This is a genomic window from Paenibacillus pedocola, from assembly GCF_031599675.1.
Classification (GTDB): domain Bacteria; phylum Bacillota; class Bacilli; order Paenibacillales; family Paenibacillaceae; genus Paenibacillus_AQ; species Paenibacillus_AQ pedocola.
This window is the reverse complement of the sequence record NZ_CP134223.1, coordinates 3837014-3856900: the sequence shown is the minus strand read 5'-3', so window position 1 is coordinate 3856900 and position 19887 is coordinate 3837014. Positions and strand designations below refer to the sequence as shown.

The window sequence follows — 19887 nt, the reverse complement described above, 5'->3', positions numbered from 1 at the left end:
AGAGGACATACTTCGGTCTTACACCTAAAGGGGGAATGTTACGGATGGAAATGGTAAGAGTCGTCTTTTTAACGGTGCTTATGTTTTTTGTTCTGGTGACCGTCCATGAATGGGGACATTATTATTTCGCCAAACGCGCCGGTATTCTTGTACGTGAATTCGCTATCGGTTTCGGCCCGAAACTGTTTTCCTATAAACGCGGTGAAACGCAGTTCACACTCCGTCTGCTGCCTTTCGGCGGATATGCGCGGATGGCCGGGGAAGATCCTGAAATCATTGAAATCGGCCAGGGGCAGATGATCGCCGTCAGGCTGGGACAAGACAATAAAGTCAAAAATATCTATCTCGATTCGCTCGACACCCGCAGAAATGTGATCCGTGGCGAGGCGCAGTATACCGATCTGGAGAATGAATTGACAATCCGGCTTGATGTCGATGGTGAAGTCACTACCTATGATGTACATCCGCAGGCGATGATGATCAAAGGCGGCCAACAGACACAGATTGCACCGAAAGACCGTCAATTTGGCAGCAAAACCGTCGGACAACGTGCTTTAGCGATTGTTGCCGGACCGGTAATGAACTTTATTCTTGCTTTTGTCCTGTTTGCGATTCATTTGCAGATGGCAGGAATCCCGGTGGAGAATCCTACCTTTGTGAAGGTTGGGGATATCAGCGAGGGAATGCCGGCGCAGGAGGCGGGGCTCCAAAAGGGTGATATTGTAGTCTCTGTTAATGGAGAGAAGATTGGCGGGGATTATCTGAAGATGATTGAGCTAACCTCCGAATCCAAAGGCAAAGAGATGAACTGGGTCCTTCAGCGTGGCGATGAAACCTATGAGGTAACCATGATTCCCCGCAGTATGGAAGGTGAAGAAGGCGGCAAGGTGGGGATCACTCCTGACCTGCAGACTCGCCGAGCCGGTTTTGGGGAGACGATTACCAAGTCGAGTACGGCCATGGTAGATACGACTAAACTGATCTTTACCGGATTCAAACAATTGATCAACAACTTCAATATGGATGACATCTCAGGTCCGGTAGGAACGGCGAAGATGACCGGCCAGATTGCCCAGCAGGGGATTCAGTATCTGACCTATTGGGCGGCGATTCTTAGCTTGTACCTGGGGATTTTCAATCTGCTGCCGGTTCCGGCGCTAGACGGAAGCCGACTGGTATTCCTCGGTGTGGAAGCGCTGCGCGGCAAACCTGTAGATCCGGGCCGCGAAGGCATGGTGCATTTTGTCGGATTTGCCTTGCTGTTCCTGGTCATGATCGCTGTAACCTATAATGATATACTGCGCCTGATCACAGGCTGATTTTTAATTGATGCAATCAGATTTATGGCGGACCCCGCAAAAGACAGACCAAATGGCTCGTAGCCAGGCTGCATTTTGCAGGGCAATTTAGGAGGATTTCATTACATGGCTAAAGATAAGCAGTTCGTAACGGAAATTACGCCACAGAGCGAAGATTTCTCGCGCTGGTATATCGATGTAATCAAGAAGGCGGATCTGATGGATTATTCACCGGTCCGCGGCTGTATCGTCTTCAAACCGGAAGGCTACGAAATCTGGGAGCACATCCAGGAGGAAATGAACCGCCGCCTTAAGGCTACCGGCCACCGCAATGCCTATTTCCCGGTGTTCATTCCGGAGAGCTTTTTCCAGAAAGAGAAGGATCATATCGAGGGCTTTAATCCGGAGCTTCCATGGGTAACTGAAGCAGGCGGCGATGTGCTGGAAGAACGTCTGGCGATCCGTCCGACTTCGGAGACCATGTTCGGCCACATGTACTCCAAATGGATTCAATCCTACCGCGACCTTCCGGTGCTGATCAACCAATGGGCCAATGTGGTCCGCTGGGAAAAACGCACATTGCCGTTTATCCGGACGACGGAATTCCTCTGGCAGGAAGGCCACACGGCGCATGAGACCGAAACTGAGGCTCGTGAAGAGACCATGCGGATGCTGGAAAACTATCGTGATTTTGTGGAGAGCTATTTGGCGATTCCGGTTGTTACCGGCCAGAAGACACCTTCTGAGCGTTTTGCCGGAGCTGTCGATACCTACTCTATTGAAGCAATGATGAAGGATGGACGGGCCGTACAAGCAGCGACTTCTCATTATTTGGGAACGAAGTTTGCGACCGCTTTTGACATTCAATATTTAAGCCGTGAGAATTCCCTGGAATATGTCCATACGACTTCCTGGGGCTCAACGACACGCCTGATCGGTTCGCTGATCATGGTGCACGGGGATGACCGCGGGTTGGCTCTGCCGCCAAAAGTAGCTCCGACTCAGGTCATCATGATTCCGATCGGACCTCCAAAGACCCGTGAAGCGGTTATCGGACGGACAGACGAGCTGTTTAAGCAGCTTAAGGACGCCGGAGTGCGTGTACGTGTGGATGATCGTGCCGATGTTACTCCAGGCTGGAAGTTTAACGAATATGAAATGCGCGGTGTGCCTGTCCGTCTGGAACTCGGCCCGCGTGACATGGAGAACGGTGTATGCGTACTGGTATCCCGTATTACCGGGGAGAAGAAGATCGTCCAGCAGGACAATCTTGTGGAAGAGATCCAGGCAATGCTCGAGCAGGTTCATAACGAAATGTTTGAGCGTGCGCTGAAGTTCCGTGAAGACCACTTCTATTCGGTAGATTCGCTGGATGAAATGAAAGCATCGATGGAGGAGAAACGCGGCTTTGCCCTGGCAGGCTGGTGCGGAACCGAAGAGTGCGAAGATAAAGTAAAAGAAGAGACGGGAGCGGGCAGCCGCAATATTCCGTTTAATCCGGCTGAGCAGAAGACGACCTGCATCTGCTGCGGCAAGCCTGCCCAGCATACGGTTGTTTTTGCCAAGGCGTACTAGGCTCGAACCTATTATAATAGTGAGTATGTGAATGTAGCTTCTGGCGAGAGGAGTCGGCGGGCCGAAAGAACCCAATGCTTTTTCGACCCGGAAGCTTTTTACAATTCAAGCAGGCAAGCCTACGAGATTAACTCTTACGTAAGTTAGGTGGGGAAAGCATGGAACAGAATGCGGAGAGAAGAAGAAGGTTCGAGCTCCTGATGAAGCAGGGGGAAATTCCGCCAGCGTTGATTGATCCCTATTTTTTGGATGGACAGATCGAACGTGTAGAGATTAGCCGCGGAAATAAAGACTGGCACATTGTCATTGCCAAAGAAAGTCTTGTTCCGGCACAGACATACCGGGCATTTTGTGTGAGAATGCGTGAGAAGCTGCAGCATATTGCCAAGGTCAGCTTCCTGTTCCTATATGATGAACAAACCGTCGGCAGGCAGGAGCTTGTACAGGAATATTGGGGATTGTTTCTGGAGTGGGCACAGCGGGAGATTCCTTCAGTGAACGGCTGGCTTACACGCTCTACGCAAGAGCTTCAAGACAATACACTTGTGCTTAGCCTGAGTGACACGATGTCACTGGAGCTGGCCCGTAAAAAAGGAATTGAAGGCGCAATTGTTAAATTTTACGATAAGTATTTTGCGCTTTCACTGAAGGTCAAACTTCAGATTGCTCAGGATGAGAGCAGCAAAGCAGATGCCTTTGAAGAATTCCAGCAGAAGCTGCAGCAGGAGCAGCGTGAGCTGGTTGAAATGATGATGATGGCCAGTGAACCGGAGGAACCTGAGGATGAGAGCGATCCGAATGAAGTCATAAAGCTTCAGATCGGATATGAGATCAAGGAGCAGGCTGTGCCGATTCTGGAAATTCAGGATGAAGAGAAAAAGATTACGATTCAGGGCACAATCTTCGGACTCGAAAGCAAGGAATTGCGCAACGGCAATACATTGTTCACCTTCTGCATCACAGACTTCACTGACTCCTTGCAGATTAAGATGTTCGCGAAAACGAAAGAAGATTTGAAGATCATGGGGCAGCTTGCCAACGGTAAATGGGTTAGAGCCCGGGGCAAGGTGGAATATGACCGCTTTATGCAGATTCCCGAGCTGGTGATGATTCCTTCGGATTTATCAGAAGTAAACGCACCTCCGGCCCGCAAAGATACCGCGAAGCAAAAACGGGTTGAATTTCATCTGCACACGACAATGAGTACGATGGATGCCGTGGCGCCCATAACCGCATATGTCAAAACAGCCGCAAAATGGGGCCATCCGGCGATTGCCGTGTCCGATCACGGCAACGTACAGAGCTTCCCGGATGCGAACCATGCTGCACACAAGAATAAGATCAAAATGATTTATGGTGTCGAAGCCAACGTCGTAAATGATGCGGTAAACATAGTGGAGAATGCTCAGCCGATGGATCTTAAGACTGCTACCTATGTCGTGTTTGATATCGAGACCACCGGTTTGTCGATCACCCGCAACAATATTACGGAGCTTGCAGCCATCAAAATGTGCGAGGGCAAGGAGCTTGACCGCTATACGACCTTTGTCAATCCGCACGAAAAAATCCCGTACCATATCCAGCAATTGACCAATATCACGGATGAGATGGTCAAGGATGCTCCTGATCTGGAACCGGTGCTCAAAGAATTCGTTGATTTTGTCGGTGACAGCATTCTGGTTGCCCATAATGCCCGGTTCGATATGGGCTTTATACAGGCTTCCCTGCGTAAGCTGGGACAACCTGAGCTGCCGAATCCTTCACTCGATACGCTGGAGCTGGCACGTTTGCTCTACCCGAGCATGAAGAATCACCGGCTGAACACACTCGCCGACAAATATAAAGTCCTGCTGGAGAGTCATCACCGTGCGGTAGATGATACAGTGGCTCTGGGGGGCATTCTGAACGGCCTGCTGGCCGATGCCGAGAAGCTGAAGGGGCTAACCCGGCTGGAACGGCTAAATGACTATGTAGGCAATGATCTGTCGAACGTCCGGCCGTTTCACTGCGGAATTTATGCGTTGAATCCAGTCGGTAAAAAGAATCTGTACAAGCTCATCTCGATGTCGCATACAGAATATTATAAAAGAGTGCCCTGTATCCCTAAATCCAAGCTTGAAGAGCACCGTGACGGACTGATCGTGATTTCCGGATGTGAACGAGGCGAATTTTTTGAAGCAGTGCTCAACAAGACGGTTGAGGAAGCTATAGAGGTTGCCCAGTTTTATGATATCCTGGAGATTCAGCCGCTGACGATGTACATGCATCTGGTAGATAAAGGGTTTGTGGCCAGCGCCGAGGACTTGCGCAATGTGGTACGCAAGATTTGTGAAATCGGCGAGCAGATGAACAAGCCGGTCATCGCGACAGGCAATGTGCATTATCTGGAGCCGAGGGACAAGCTGTTCCGCGACATTACAATTCACGGGATCACCGGCTTCAGCCCGCTGAAGGACCAGCGCAAGCCGGATGCCCATTTCCGGACCACGGATGAAATGCTTGCCGAATTCGAATTCCTGGGCGCGGAAAAAGCGATGGAGGTCGTTGTCACGAACACGGTTGAACTGGCTGACCGCTTTGAGGAATACGAACTGTTTCCTGATCAGCTGTTTACACCAATTATTGAAGGCGCAGACGATGAAATCCGCAACACCTGCTACAACACCGCCAAGTCGATCTACGGGGAGGAATTACCGGAGGTTGTCGTGGCCCGTCTGGAGAAGGAACTCGCACCAATCATTAAATACGGCTTCTCCGCCAACTATCTGATCTCTGAACGTCTGGTTAAGAAGTCGAACCAGGACGGATATCTGGTAGGATCACGTGGTTCAGTAGGTTCGTCAGTCGTAGCGACCTTTCTCGGGATTTCTGAGGTTAATCCGCTGCCGGCTCATTATATTTGTACCAATCCGGAATGCCGCCATAGTGAGTGGTTTCTCGACGGCAGTGTGCCGAGCGGGTTTGACCTGCCGGACAAAGCCTGTCCGAACTGCGGCGGCAATCTGAAGGGGGAAGGGCAGGATATTCCCTTCGAGACCTTCCTGGGCTTTAAAGGGGATAAGGTTCCCGATATCGACCTTAACTTTTCCGGGGAATACCAGCCGAATGCCCATAACTTTACCAAAACGATGTTTGGGCCGGATAATGTATTCCGTGCAGGAACCATCGGTACTGTGGCAGAGAAGACGGCCTTCGGGTTCACCAAGAAATATGAAGAGCACCACCAGAAACGCTGGCGCGGAGCCGAGGTAGGACGTCTGGCAGCCGGGTGCACAGGCGTTAAGCGCAGTACCGGCCAGCATCCGGGCGGTATCGTTGTTCTGCCGGATTATATGGAGATTGAAGATATTACCCCGGTTCAGTTCCCGGCGGATGATGTCACAGCAGAATGGAAGACAACACACTTTGACTATCATGCCTTTGATGCCAACCTGCTTAAGCTGGATATTCTGGGTCATGATGATCCGACCATGATGCGGATGCTGCAGGATCTGACCGGTGTGGATCCGACAACCATACCGATGAACGATCCGAAGGTAATGAGCATGTTCAATTCCACCGATGCGCTTGGGGTCCGCCCGGATCAGATCCGGACGCCTGTAGCAACCTATGGGGTACCGGAAATGGGGACCAAGTTTGTCCGCCAGATGCTCGTAGAGTCAAAGCCGTCCAGCTTTGCCGACTTACTTCAGATCTCGGGATTGTCTCACGGAACCGGAGTATGGCTTGGTAATGCCCAGGAGCTGATCAAGAATAACACTTGTAACATCAAGACCGTAATTGGTTGCCGTGATGATATCATGCTGTTCCTGATCTACAAAGCGGGGATGGATGCGGGGCTTGCCTTCAAAATTACAGAGAGTGTGCGTAAGGGTAAAGGCTTGTCCGCGGAATGGATTGAGGAGATGAAGAAGTGTAAGGTACCGCAGTGGTACATTGACTCCTGCCTGAAGATCCAGTACATGTTCCCGAAGGCCCACGCCGCAGCGTATGTTATTTCTGCGGTACGGACCGCCTATTTCAAGCTTTATCATCCAATTGAATACTATGCGACCTACTTCACGGTCCGTGCAGCCGATTTTGATATTGAACTCTGCTGTAAGGGGTACGAAGCGATCAACCGTCAGATCGTGGAGATTGAAGGTAAGGGCTTCCAGGCTCTGCCTAAGGAAAAAGCGATGCTTCCTGTCCTTGAAATGGCGCTGGAGATGACCGCACGCGGCTTTACCTTTAAAAATATTGATCTGTACCATTCCGATGCCACGAAGTTTACCGTTGACGGCACCAGCCTGATTCCGCCGTTTTCCTCGCTTGCGGGAATCGGTGATAATGCCGCCATTAATATTGCTGCCGCTAAGGATGCGGGAGAGTTCCTGTCGATTGAGGATTTCCAGCAGAAATCCAAAGCGAGCAAGACTGTGATTGAGCTGCTGACCGGCATGGGCTGCTTCCGGGGACTACCGGAGAGCAATCAGCTTTCCCTGTTTTAACAGCCCCACATATTAGAGTTGAACCGCCTGGACAGCCTCTCCAAATGGGGAGTCAAGGGCTAGCACTTGTCAGTGCAGATGCACTATGGTATAATTTTTTTGGTAATAATGAGATAAGTCCGTTGTGTAAAGAGTGGGGAAACCCACTCTTTATCTTTGGTATATAGCAAAAGACAAGTTCGTGGAGGTAATTTTCTTTTGAGCACACCCAAATCCAAAATTAAACAAACGGTAGAGCAGATGCTCGGGTCCTATCTCGAGGACAATGGTTTCGAACTGGTGGACGTTGAATACGTGAAGGAAGGCTCCAACTGGTTTTTGCGCATATTCGTAGACAAAGAAGGCGGCATTGATATTGATGACTGCGGTGCCATTAGCGAATATTTCAGTTCAAAGCTGGATGAGAATGATCCTATCCCTGAAGCCTATTTCCTGGAGGTTTCTTCTCCTGGCGCAGAACGCCCGCTCAAGAAAGCGGCAGATGTCGCCAAAGCGGTAGGCAAGGACGTATATGTAACGGTTTATGAGCCGATTCAAGGCCTCAAAGAATTCGAAGGTCGTTTGCTCTCGTTCGAGAACGAGGAACTGCTCATCTCCGCGGGCAAAAAAGAACATGTAGTGCCGTATGCCAAAGTCGCCAGCGCGAGATTGGCCATTATTTTTTAACGTCTTGAAAGGGGGACCGGAATTTCATGAGTATGGATTTTATCGAAGCTATGAATGAACTGGAAAGGGAGAAAGGCATCAGCAAAGATGTGCTGTTTGAAGCCATCGAAGCTGCGCTGATCTCCAGCTATAAACGCAACTTCAATGCGGCGCAGAACGTGCGTGTGGACATGAACCGCAACACAGGCGTAATCAAAGTATTCGCCCGTAAGCTGGTTGTCGAGGAGGTTCTGGATACCCGGACCGAAATTTCCCTGCCGGCAGCAAGAGAGATCAACCCGCATTTCCAGCTGGAAGATGTTGCCGAGCTTGAAGTAACACCGCGTGATTTCGGCCGGATTGCGGCGCAAACCGCCAAGCAGGTCGTAACCCAGCGTATTCGTGAAGCAGAGCGGGGCCTTATCTATAACGCTTTTATTGACAAGGAAGATGATATTGTTACCGGCCTTGTACAGCGTCAGGATATGCGGAACATTTATGTCGATCTTGGCAAAATCGAAGCGGTTCTGCCGCTGAGCGAGCTGATGCCGGGTGAGAAGTTCAAGCAGAGCGAGCGGATCAAGGCATATATCACCAAAGTGGAGAATACGACCAAAGGGCCGCAAATTATGCTGTCCCGCAGTCATCCGGGTTTGCTGAAGCGTCTGTTCGAGCTGGAGGTTCCTGAGATTTTTGACGGCGTTGTTGAGATTCGTTCGGTGGCGCGCGAAGCAGGCTTCCGTTCGAAGATCGCTGTATTCTCGCGTAACGAAGAGGTGGATCCGGTCGGCTCCTGCGTTGGCCCAAGAGGTACACGCGTACAGACCATCGTTACAGAGCTTCGCGGCGAGAAAATTGATATTGTGCGTTATTCTGATGCGGTGCAGGAATATGTGGCTAATGCACTCAGCCCGTCCAAAGTGCTTGAGGTTCAAGTCTTTGAAGCTGAGAAAATGGCCCGTGTCATCGTTCCTGACTATCAATTGTCACTGGCAATCGGCATCAAGGGGCAAAATGCCCGCCTTGCGGCCAAACTTACCGGCTGGAAAATTGATATCAAGAGCGAAACTCAAGCGGAGCAGGAATACGGCAGACCGAAAACAATTAGCGATGAAATGCATCAGGATTCCGTCTCCATTGATTAATTAAGCTGCTGACTGACGGGAGGCGATTAGGATGAAGCAAAAAAAGGTACCGCTGCGCAAATGTGTGGCCAGCCAGGAGATGATGCCCAAAAAAGAGCTGATTCGCGTGGTTCGCACCCCTGAGGGCGAAGTGCTGATCGATCTGACAGGCAAGAAGTCAGGCCGGGGTGCTTACATCTGCGGTAAACTGGAATGCTTTAAACTGGCACAAAAGAACAAAGCGCTTGACCGTGCATTAAAATGTCAAGTGAGTCCTGAAATCTATGCTCAGCTAGCCAGGGATTTTGCATCCGTGGAAGAAGAGTTTTTAGCAGCAAAGGATAGTGAGGACAATGAGTAAGACACTTTCTTATTTAGGGCTTGCCATGAGAGCAGGCAAGATTGTCACCGGCGACGAGGCTGTACTCAAGGCAGTACGGTCATCGGAGGCGAAGCTGGTCGTCCTTGCAGGTGACGCTTCAGATAATACCCAAAAAAAGTTCCGTGATAAATGCGGGACCTACGATATTCCACTAGTAATCGCATTTCACCGGGATGAACTCGGTGCAAGTATTGGTAAAGACCAGCGCGTAGTGCTGGCCGTTACGGATAAAGGATTCGCGGAAATGATCTCCAGAACGCTTGGAGATACTGTCGGAGGTGGAGTTATTGACTAAAGAAGACAATAAGGATAAACTGCGCGTGTATGAATACGCGAAATCTCTGAACATGAGCAGTAAAGAAATCATTACAATTCTGAAGCGTTTGAATGTTCCTGTGAATAATCATATGAGTGTGATGGAGAATAGCTCGGTAACGAAAGTGGAGCAATTCTTTAAGGATATCAAATCAAACGCTGCAGCCAAGCGTGACACCGGCACCAGCAGCCGTCCGGTAACTACCGGAACGGTAACAGCCGAACCGCAGAGTGCTCAGAATGCCAACAAAAATCAACCGGAAAAGCAGGTAGGTATGAACAGTAACCAAAACAACAACCAATCGACGACGTCCCCAAGGCCCCAAAGCGGACAAGATTCCCGCAGAACTACAACAGGCTCCACACAGAATTCCCGCCCGCAGGGCAGCTCCACCGGCGGCAACCGGCCGCAGGGCAGCTCCACTGGCGGCAACCGCCCGCAGGGCAGCTCCACTGGCGGCAACCGTCCGCAGGGCAGCTCCACCGGCGGCAACCGCCCGCAGGGTAGCTCCACCGGCGGCAGCCGTCCGCAAGGCAGCTCCACCGGCGGCAGCCGTCCGCAAGGCAGCTCCACCGGCGGCAACCGTCCGCAAGGCAGCTCCACCGGCGGCAACCGTCCGCAAGGTCAAGGCAGTGCACCACGTACTGGTGACCGTCCACAAGGCTCAAGCGCTCCGCGTACAGACAGCCGTCCACAAGGTCAAGGCGGCGGCGGAGACTTCTCCCGTGGCGGAGACAGAGGTCCCAAGAAGAACACTACCGGCGGCAGACCGAACAACAACGGCAGCCAAAAACGGTTTGAAGACGGTAAGGGCGGGAATTTCCGCGGCCGTGGCGGCAAGAACAACCGTGGCGGCAGAAACCAGCCAATGGTTCACCGTGAGAAGATCGACAACACACCGAAAAAGATCATTGTCCGCGGCAGCATGACAGTTGGCGAAACAGCCAAATTGCTGCATAAGGATGCTTCGGAAGTTATCAAGAAGCTGATCCTGATGGGTGTTATGGCCACCATTAACCAGGAGCTTGACATCGACACCATTCTGCTGCTCTCCGGTGAATTCGGGGTAGAAGTAGAAGTGAAGATTCCAGTCGATGAAGACAGCTTCGAAACCGTGGAAGAGAATGATTCCGAAGAGGATCTGATGACCCGTCCACCGGTTGTCACGATCATGGGTCACGTTGACCATGGTAAAACAACATTGCTCGATGCGATTCGTTCGACGAACGTAACCGGCGGCGAAGCCGGCGGGATCACTCAGCATATTGGTGCTTATCAAGTCGAAATCAACCACAAGAAAATTACGTTCCTGGATACACCGGGTCACGAAGCGTTTACCGCGATGCGTGCCCGTGGTGCCCAAGTTACAGATATGACGATTATCGTCGTAGCTGCCGATGACGGTGTTATGCCGCAGACGGTGGAAGCGATCAACCATGCGAAGGCTGCCGGACTTCCGATCATTGTTGCAGTCAACAAAATCGACAAGCCGGGCGCAGATCCAGACCGTGTGAAGCAGGAGCTTACCAACTATGAGCTGGTTCCGGAAGAGTGGGGCGGCGACACCATTTTCGTCAACCTGTCCGCTAAACAGCGTATTAACCTGGAAGAACTGCTGGAAATGATTCTGCTCGTGGCTGAAGTTAATGAGTACAAAGCGAACCCGGACAAACGGGCACGCGGTACCGTGATTGAAGCTGAGCTTGATAAGAACCGCGGGCCAGTTGCCCGTATTCTCGTACAGAACGGTACCCTGAAAGTCGGAGATGCTTTTGTCGCAGGTAACTGCTTCGGACGCGTACGCGCCATGGTCAATGACAAGGGACGCAAAATCAAGGAAGCCGGACCTTCCACACCAGTGGAAATTACCGGTTTGACTGAAGTGCCGCAGGCGGGCGATCCGTTCATGGCCTTCGAAGATGAGCGTAAAGCCCGTGCGATCGCTGACAGACGTTCGACGTCACAGCGTCAATCCGAGCTGAATACAAATACCCGTGTAACTTTGGATGACTTGTTCAAGCACATCAAAGACGGCGAGATCAAAGATCTGAACGTTATCATCAAAGGTGACGTACAGGGTTCGGTCGAAGCGCTTAAAGGCTCGTTGGCCAAAATCGAAGTCGAAGGCGTACGCGTGAAGATTATCCACAGCGGTGCCGGTGCGATTACGGAATCCGATATTACACTCGCGGCAGCATCAAATGCGATCGTAATCGGCTTTAACGTTCGTCCGGACGCCCAGACTAAAGCCGCTGCAGAACAAGAAAAAGTAGATGTACGTCTGCACAACATCATTTATAACGTCATTGAAGAGATTGAAAGTGCCATGAAGGGCATGCTAGATCCAATCTTCAAAGAAAACGTTATTGGGCATGCCGAAGTTCGTAACGTCTTCAAAATCAGCAAAGTGGGTAGCGTTGCAGGCTGTATGGTTACAGACGGCAAAATCACCCGCAATGCCGAAATGCGCCTGATCCGCGGCGGAATCGTCGTGTTCGAAGGTAAGATCGACACCTTGAAGCGCTTTAAAGACGATGCCAAAGAAGTGGCGCAGGGTTATGAATGCGGCATAACTTTGGAACGCTATAATGACGTCCAAGAGGGCGACATCATCGAAGCGTTCATCATGGAAAAGGTTGAGCGCTAAGCAAAGAGGTGAATACAGATGTCTAAAATCAGAGCCGGACGGGTTGGCGAGCAGATTAAGAAAGAGCTGAGCCAGCTTATCCAAAGCGGACTGAAAGACCCGCGCATTGGTTTCGTTACCGTAACCGGGGTAGACGTGACGAACGACCTATCTCAGGCCAAAGTATACCTGAGCGTGTTCGGGGATGCGGAGCAGCAGTCAGGCTCACTCAAAGCGATTGAGAAAGCTAACGGCTTTCTCCGCTCTGAGCTTGGCAAGGCGATCCGCCTGCGTCATACGCCTGAGCTGATCTTCAAAATTGATGAATCCGTTGCATACGGAAGTCATATTGAGAAGCTGCTCGGCGAGATCAAGCACGAAGAAAGCTAGGAAACATAAAGGAGACGGCGAATGCAGAGCTATGAACAAAGTCTCCAGCAGACCCGTAAGTTTCTGCTGGAACACGACGATTATCTTGTAGTGTCGCATGTTCAGCCGGACGGAGATGCAGTCAGCTCCACCCTCGCGGTGGGCTGGCTTCTCTCATGTCTGGGCAAAAAATATACTATGCTGAATGAAGGTCCGATTCCGCAGCGGATGGAATACTTATGGCATGCCGGTGAAATTGTCAATTTGGCGGAAGGTGAGCTGCAGCGCCAATACAGCAATGTAATTTGCGTCGACTGTGCTGATTTTCAGCGTGTGGGGCTGACCCAGCGCTATTTTGCCAGTGATGCGCTCATCGTGAATATTGACCATCATCCTACCAATAACGGTTATGGTTTCGTGACGCTCATTAAGCCGGATGCTGCTGCGACTGCGGAAATTTTGTTCGACCTGCTGAAGACGTTTCAGGTGGAATGGAACCTCGATATTGCCACGGCGCTTTATACGGGACTGCTGACAGATACCGGCGGATTCCGTTATACCAATACCTCACCCAAAGTGATGGCGGCGGTCTCTGAACTGCTGGCTATGGGGGTAAACGGTCCTGAACTGGCGGAGAACCTGCTGGAGGAAATGACCCTGCCTCAGGTGAAAGTGCTGAACCGTGCGTTGAATACACTACAGCTGTCTCCCGAAGGTGATATTGCCTGGGTGCATGTAACGCCGCAGGATATGCTTGACTGTGGCGCAGCCAATGAAGATTTGGAAGGCATAGTGAATTATCCCCGTAATATCCGCGGGGTTGAGGTTGGTATTCTTTTCAAAGTAATCAATGAGTATGCTGTGAAAGTAAGCTTACGCTCAGCCGGCAAAGTTGATGTCGCGGCACTTGCGCAAGTATTTGGTGGCGGAGGTCATACCCGTGCTGCCGGTGCCCGTCTTGATGCAACACTGGAACAGGCTATTCCGCTGGTGCTTGAGGAGGTCAGACGTCATCTATGAGTGAACTCACAGGTGTTTTGGCGGTCTATAAGCCTGCAGGATACACTTCGCATGACGTTGTAGCCAAGGCCCGGCGGATTCTCGGAATGAAACGGATCGGTCATACGGGTACACTTGATCCTCAGGTGACCGGAGTGCTTCCGCTTTGTCTCGGACGGGCTACCCGGGTAGTGGAATATATCCAGGAGCTGCCCAAGGAATATGTTGCGACCCTCAGACTCGGCTTATCCAGTGATACAGAAGATATGACCGGTACGATTACGGAGACGGTGGATGAAGTTCATGTTACCGAAGCCGAAGTACTTGAGGTGCTGAACTCGTTCAAAGGAGTGATCTCCCAGGTTCCTCCGATGTATTCGGCGGTCAAGGTTGACGGTAAGCGTCTTTATGAGCTGGCCAGAGAAGGCAAAACTGTCGAACGCAAAAGCCGCGAAGTGGAGATCTATGAAATTGAAATGACGGATATGGTCTGGAACGGCAATTATCCTGATATTACTTTCCGTGTATTGTGTTCGAAGGGCACCTATATCCGTACACTATGTGTGGATATTGGCCGTGCGCTTGGACTTCCCGGTGTAATGGTCGAGCTTACGCGTACGATGTCTGCCGGGATTTCTGCCAGCCATTGTCTGACACTCGAGCAGATTGCCGAACATAAGGAAGCAGGCACACTTGAGCAGCATTTGATTGCGGCAGACGAGGCCATTTCCCATTTGCCGCGGCACTCCGTGATCGATGAGAAGAAGAAGGCTGCCATGCAGGGACAACGTCTTTCGATCCGGTATGTGGCACCCGAAGTGAAGCAGAGCGGAGACTTCCGGCTTTACGATCTTCAGGGAGAATTCCTGGGTATTTACAAGCTGGAGGATACGGGTGCTATTGCACCTGTTAAAGTCTTCGCACAAGCTTAATTTATTTATTTCATTTGTGAATGTAGGTGAGAAACAGCGTGAGAACCGTAACCTTAAGCTATCCAATGCCGCCGGAGACAGCAGCCGAGTGGGCACAGCCGCAAGTAGCTGCACTGGGCCAGTTTGACGGACTGCACCGCGGACATGCCAGCGTCATTACATCCGCTGTAGCTCTGGCCCGGAGACAAGGTGTACCAGCTGCAGTGATGACCTTTCATCCTCATCCCAAGGATGTTATGGGCAAAGGCGACTATGATGGATATTTGACCCCGCCGAAGGATAAGCAGGAGCTGCTGTCCGGTATGGGCGTCGATATTTTGTATATAATTGATTTTAATGAGCAGCTTTCCCGAGTCAGCCCGCAGGATTTTGTCTCCATTATGCTGCTGCCGCTGCAGATTATAACTGCAGTAGTCGGGTTTGATTTCCGCTTTGGTTACCTGGGCGAAGGCGATGCGGACATGCTCCGTGAGCTGGGGCTTGGGGCAATGAGTGTGGAGACGGTTCCTCCGTTCCTGCTTGAAGGGGAGAAAGTAAGCAGCTCCGGAATCCGAAAGAGCTTGCAGAGCGGTGATCTGGCCCTTGCGAATAGCTGGTTTGGACGCTGTTATCATCTGCGCGGAATCGTCGGACATGGTGAGAAGCGCGGGCGCACCATCGGGTTCCCAACCGCCAATCTTCAGCTGGAAGACCGGTATGTCATTCCGGCCAAGGGAGTCTATGCAGTTAAGGTCTTCTATAAGGAAGAAGTCTTGTACGGGGTGATGAATGTTGGGGTCAAGCCCACATTCCATGACGGGATGGTGGCACCGAGTTTTGAAGTGCACCTGTTCGATTTTGCCGCAGATATCTATGGACAGGAGCTTAAGGTAGAGCTTGAAGGCTTTATCCGTCCTGAACGGAAATTCGAGTCCATTGATGCCCTGATCTCGCAAATTTCCAAGGATGCCGAGACAGCCAAAGCGCTGCTGGGATATCCTTCATAATCTTCTTTGGACATGCGTTTACTTTTGTCTTCGAAGATGCTATACTGATTAACGTTGCTGGAATGACAGCATCATAACCTTAGCTTGGTTGCACGTTCTCACCGACGGCGACGAGGCTACTGGCGATTATAATGAAGGAGGTGAACAGGATGGCATTGACTCAAGAACGTAAACACCAATTGATCGACGAGCACAAAACTCATGAATCCGATACCGGATCCCCTGAGGTGCAAGTTGCTATCCTTACGGAGAACATCGTTAATTTGACTGACCACTTGCGTACGCACAAGAAGGATCATCATTCCCGTCGCGGATTGCTGAAGATGGTTGGACAACGTCGTAAACTGCTGGCGTATTTGAAGAACAAAGACATCAGACGTTACAGCGCCCTGATCGAGAAACTGGGATTGCGTCGTTAATTTCCCATAAGAGTAACCTTAAAGCAGCCTGGTTGTATACCGTATGTCCTTCTTACGATCGACAGCGGGACAGCCGGGTTGCTTTTTGAAAATTTAGGGAAAACTTTTACAGTGGCAAATGGATATGATTCGCACAAACGGCTATTTCACCTCTCTCAGAGGACAAGCCGTTTTTGCTTGTAGAACATACAGAACCGGTGCGTGATCTGATAACCTCGGACAGGCATACGGTTCATGAAGAACTACGCTACAGCCTGCGGTTCGATAGCGGGCTTACTACTATTCAAGGAGGGGTTTTATGGAACAACGTGTAGAAATGCAGCTTGGCGGAAGACGCCTGGTGCTGGAGACCGGCCGCCTTGCCAAACAGGCAAATGCCGCCGTTATGGTACGCTACGGAGATACTGCAGTATTGTGTACGGTTACAGCTTCCAGTGAGCCTAAAGATCTGGATTTTTTCCCGCTTACGGTTAACTATGAAGAAAGATTATATGCAGTAGGTAAAATCCCAGGCGGATTTATCAAGCGGGAAGGCAGACCGAGTGAGAAAGCTATTCTGTCCAGTCGCCTGACTGACCGTCCGATTCGTCCGTTGTTTCCGGAAGGATTCCGTAACGACGTTCAAGTACTGAACATGGTCATGAGTGTGGATCAGGATTGTGCCCCGGACATCGCGGCAATGATTGGTACGTCTGCTGCCCTGAGCATCTCTGATGTGCCGTTTGACGGGCCGATCGGCGGAGTGGCGGTTGGACGGATCAATGGCGAATTCGTCATTAATCCTGACGTTGCCCAGCAGGAAGCCAGCGACATTTATGTCGTGGTTGCCGGAACGAAAGATGCCATCATGATGGTTGAGGCGGAAGCGAACGAAGTGCCGGAAGACGTGATGCTGGAAGCAATCATGTTCGGGCACGAAGAAATCCGCAAGATCGTAGCAGTGATTGAAGAACTGGTAGCAGTTGCCGGTAAAGAAAAAATGGCTGTAAAGCTGCACGCGGTAAATGCTGACGTGAACACAGAGGTTCGTGCTTTTGCGCAGAGCCGCCTGGTAGAAGCTGTCAAGATTGCCGAGAAGCATGCACGCCAGGATGCTATCGATCTGATCAACAGCGAAACGGTGGAGTATTTCGTTGAGAAATACATAGAGACACCAGAGCTTCTGAAAGACGTTAAGGAAGTACTGCATGACATCGTCAAGGATGAAGTGCGCCGCCTGATTACGCATGACAAAGTGCGTCCGGATGGCCGTAAGCTGGATGAAATCCGTCCGATCGAATGTGATACGGCACTGTTGCCGCGTACACACGGTTCCGGGCTCTTTACCCGCGGACAAACACAAATTCTCAGCGTATGTACACTTGGTGCGCTTGGTGATGTGCAGATTCTGGACGGTATCGATCCGACTGAAACCAAACGTTTCATGCACCATTACAACTTCCCGCCGTTTAGCGTAGGGGAAGCCCGCCCGCTTAGAGCACCGGGACGCCGCGAAATCGGTCACGGGGCACTGGGTGAACGCGCCCTTTCCAAGGTTATTCCTAGTGAAACTGAATTCCCGTACACGATCCGTCTGGTATCGGAAGCGATTGAATCGAACGGTTCGACTTCCCAGGCAAGTATCTGCGCCAGTATCCTGGCAATGATGGATGCAGGGGTACCTATCAAGGCTCCTGTAGCCGGCGTAGCTATGGGTCTGATTAAAGACGGAGAGCATGTCTCCATTCTGACAGACATCCAGGGTATGGAAGATCATCTGGGTGATATGGACTTTAAGGTAGCGGGTACTGCAGAAGGTGTAACCGCAATTCAGATGGATATCAAGATTGCCGGTATTGACCGCAAGATTCTGAAGGAAGCGTTGGAGCAAGCCAGAGAAGGACGTTTGTTCATCCTCGGAAAAATGATGGAAGCTATCTCTGAGCCAAGACCTAGCCTGTCCCAATATGCGCCTAAGATCATTATCATTAACATCAATCCGGACAAAATCCGTGATGTTATTGGTGCCGGCGGTAAGATCATTAACAAGATCATCGAAGAAACCGGCGTAAAGATCGACATCGAGCAGGATGGACGCGTATTTATCGGCTCTTCCGACGAAGCCATGATCCAAAAAGCTCGCGGCATCATCGAGGGCATTGTGAAGGAAGTCCAAGTTGGTGAAATCTATGTAGGTACGGTTCGCCGCATCGAGAAGTTCGGTGCTTTTGTTGAACTGATTCCCGGCAAAGATGGGCTGGTACACATCTCCCAGCTGTCCACAGAGCGCGTAGCGAAAGTAGAAGATGTTGTGGCTATCGGCGATACGATTACTGTAAAAGTAACCGAAATTGACCAGCAGGGCCGTGTCAACTTGTCGCGCAAAGCGGTATTGACTTCGGAAGCCGGAGCGAAAGCGTAAGCGTAAGCTACACATTGCTTTTTGTAGCAGGGTTTACGGATATTTTTAAGAAGAGACAGAAGCATTTGCGTCTGGCTCTTTTTTTAAATAGGTTATATTCTCAGATTATTTGCAGAAACGGATTTCTTCCCGGAAAGGGCGGTAATTCCGTTTCTTTTTGGTGTGCTTAAGCCGGGTAAGAAGCATATTTTTCTCCTGTGATTCATAGTCTGGGACAAAGAGTCCTGTACGAACTGTGCGCGGGGAGGAAAAACGTCATGAAGACGGACAAGGCAGCGCTTGTGCTGGCCTGTATTGCTGTTGTAATCGGTATTGGCAGCACATACAGACCCGTGAAGGAAATGCTGGCCCAGCTTAAGCCGGAGGATGGACTGGCCGTAATGGCTAATCATCCCAAGGAACAAAATGAAGAGCTGCGTTTACTGGTTCAGAGCGAGGCAGCCAAGCTGAATGCAGCACCTGTAGATGCCACTGTAGACCGCATTTGGAAAGCCATTCCGGGCTATAACGGGCTGGAGGTAGATGTAGAAGCAACGTACCGCAATGCACTGCTAAAAGGTCCGGGGGACGGCCTTAAGCTGGTTTACCGCCAAATCCGGCCCAAGGTCTCCTTAAATGATCTCGGGGCGCATCCGATCTACCGGGGCAATCCGGCCAAACCCATGGTCTCGCTGATGATCAACGTGGCCTGGGGCAATCAGTATATTGAACCGATGCTGGACATTTTGGATGAGGAAAAGGTGAAGGTGACCTTTTTTCTGGATGGCAGCTGGCTCAGTAAAAATAAAGAACTGGCTGCAGAGATGCAGAAGCGTGGTCACGAAATGGAGAATCATGCTTATACTCATCCGAATATGAGTACATTAAGCCGGGCGCGGGCGGCAGCGGAGATCCAGAAGACACAAATCCTCCTCAAGGAGAGCCTGGGAGTGACGAATCAGTGGTTCGCTCCCCCTTCAGGCGATTTTGATCAGGAAACGGTGGACATAGCTGCATCCCTGGGGCTGAAAACAGTGCTGTGGACGCTGGATACGGTCGATTGGCGGAATCCTTCCCCGGAATCAGTAATTGCTAAGATAAGTGCCAAGACAGAGCCGGGAACGCTGATACTGATGCATCCGACGGCATCTTCCTCCAAGGCACTGAAGGGCATGATACGGGCGATCAGAGCAAAGGGCCTGCAGCTTGGAACAGTCAGCCAGACGTTGTCAGCTGAGCGGCTGATGCCCTCTGAAGTTGAGTGAGTCGTTAATTTCTGGTAGGATTAGAGTCGCGCTTAACAAATCTACAGGACAGAAACAAGGCTGTGCCAGGAGGACTTAGAA

15 protein-coding genes are annotated in these 19887 nt (G+C 51.0%); all 15 read left to right on the top strand.

From position 1 onward, the window contains the following. The first annotated feature begins 44 nt into the window (after nt 1-44). The 15 genes from rseP (at nt 45) to QU597_RS16850 (ending at nt 19806) form a co-directional block, all read left to right on the top strand. Nucleotides 45-1319 carry an RIP metalloprotease RseP gene (gene rseP, locus QU597_RS16920; protein ID WP_310829066.1) on the top strand — a complete coding sequence of 425 codons (1275 nt, stop codon included), beginning with the start codon at nt 45-47 and terminating at the stop codon, nt 1317-1319. 105 nt (nt 1320-1424) lie between these two features. After that, nucleotides 1425-2873, top strand: coding sequence for a proline--tRNA ligase (proS, locus tag QU597_RS16915; RefSeq protein ID WP_236330968.1), 1449 nt, complete (start codon nt 1425-1427; stop codon nt 2871-2873). Between the two features lie 158 nt (nt 2874-3031). Beyond that, nucleotides 3032-7363 (top strand): PolC-type DNA polymerase III, encoded by a 4332-nt coding sequence (locus QU597_RS16910; RefSeq protein WP_310829065.1) that lies wholly within the window; start codon nt 3032-3034, stop codon nt 7361-7363. 198 nt (nt 7364-7561) lie between these two features. After that, the gene (gene rimP / locus QU597_RS16905; RefSeq protein WP_038593427.1) at nt 7562-8029 is read left to right on the top strand and encodes a ribosome maturation factor RimP; all 468 of its coding nucleotides are present in this window, start codon (nt 7562-7564) and stop codon (nt 8027-8029) included. Nucleotides 8030-8055: 26 nt separating this feature from the next. Next, entirely contained in the window at nt 8056-9153 is a 1098-nt protein-coding gene (nusA, locus tag QU597_RS16900) for a transcription termination factor NusA (protein WP_206100564.1), read from the top strand. Nucleotides 9154-9184: 31 nt separating this feature from the next. Further along, complete coding sequence (gene rnpM, locus QU597_RS16895) at nt 9185-9493, top strand: RNase P modulator RnpM (RefSeq protein WP_054941045.1); 309 nt, start codon at nt 9185-9187, stop codon at nt 9491-9493. After that, on the top strand, nt 9486-9809 hold the full coding sequence (locus QU597_RS16890; protein WP_036724725.1) for a YlxQ family RNA-binding protein: 324 nt from the start codon (nt 9486-9488) through the stop codon (nt 9807-9809). Before rnpM ends, QU597_RS16890 begins: the two co-directional genes overlap by 8 nt. Next, a complete protein-coding gene (gene infB / locus QU597_RS16885) occupies nt 9802-12477 on the top strand; it encodes a translation initiation factor IF-2 (protein ID WP_310829064.1) in 2676 nt (891 codons plus the stop codon). Before QU597_RS16890 ends, infB begins: the two co-directional genes overlap by 8 nt. An 18-nt stretch (nt 12478-12495) precedes the next feature. Beyond that, entirely contained in the window at nt 12496-12846 is a 351-nt protein-coding gene (gene rbfA, locus QU597_RS16880; protein ID WP_054941043.1) for a 30S ribosome-binding factor RbfA, read from the top strand. Nucleotides 12847-12867: 21 nt separating this feature from the next. Continuing rightward, nucleotides 12868-13845 (top strand): DHH family phosphoesterase, encoded by a 978-nt coding sequence (locus tag QU597_RS16875; protein WP_310829063.1) that lies wholly within the window; start codon nt 12868-12870, stop codon nt 13843-13845. Then, nucleotides 13842-14756 (top strand): tRNA pseudouridine(55) synthase TruB, encoded by a 915-nt coding sequence (gene truB / locus QU597_RS16870; RefSeq protein ID WP_310829062.1) that lies wholly within the window; start codon nt 13842-13844, stop codon nt 14754-14756. The genes QU597_RS16875 and truB overlap by 4 nt, the downstream gene beginning before the upstream one ends. Before the next feature lie 38 nt (nt 14757-14794). Continuing rightward, nucleotides 14795-15742 (top strand): bifunctional riboflavin kinase/FAD synthetase, encoded by a 948-nt coding sequence (locus QU597_RS16865; protein WP_310829061.1) that lies wholly within the window; start codon nt 14795-14797, stop codon nt 15740-15742. Nucleotides 15743-15891: 149 nt separating this feature from the next. Further along, complete coding sequence (gene rpsO / locus QU597_RS16860; protein WP_019910460.1) at nt 15892-16161, top strand: 30S ribosomal protein S15; 270 nt, start codon at nt 15892-15894, stop codon at nt 16159-16161. A 298-nt stretch (nt 16162-16459) separates the two neighbouring features. Then, a complete protein-coding gene (gene pnp / locus QU597_RS16855) occupies nt 16460-18562 on the top strand; it encodes a polyribonucleotide nucleotidyltransferase (protein WP_310829060.1) in 2103 nt (700 codons plus the stop codon). Between the two features lie 257 nt (nt 18563-18819). After that, entirely contained in the window at nt 18820-19806 is a 987-nt protein-coding gene (locus tag QU597_RS16850; RefSeq protein ID WP_310829059.1) for a polysaccharide deacetylase family protein, read from the top strand. Nucleotides 19807-19887: the final 81 nt, after the last annotated feature.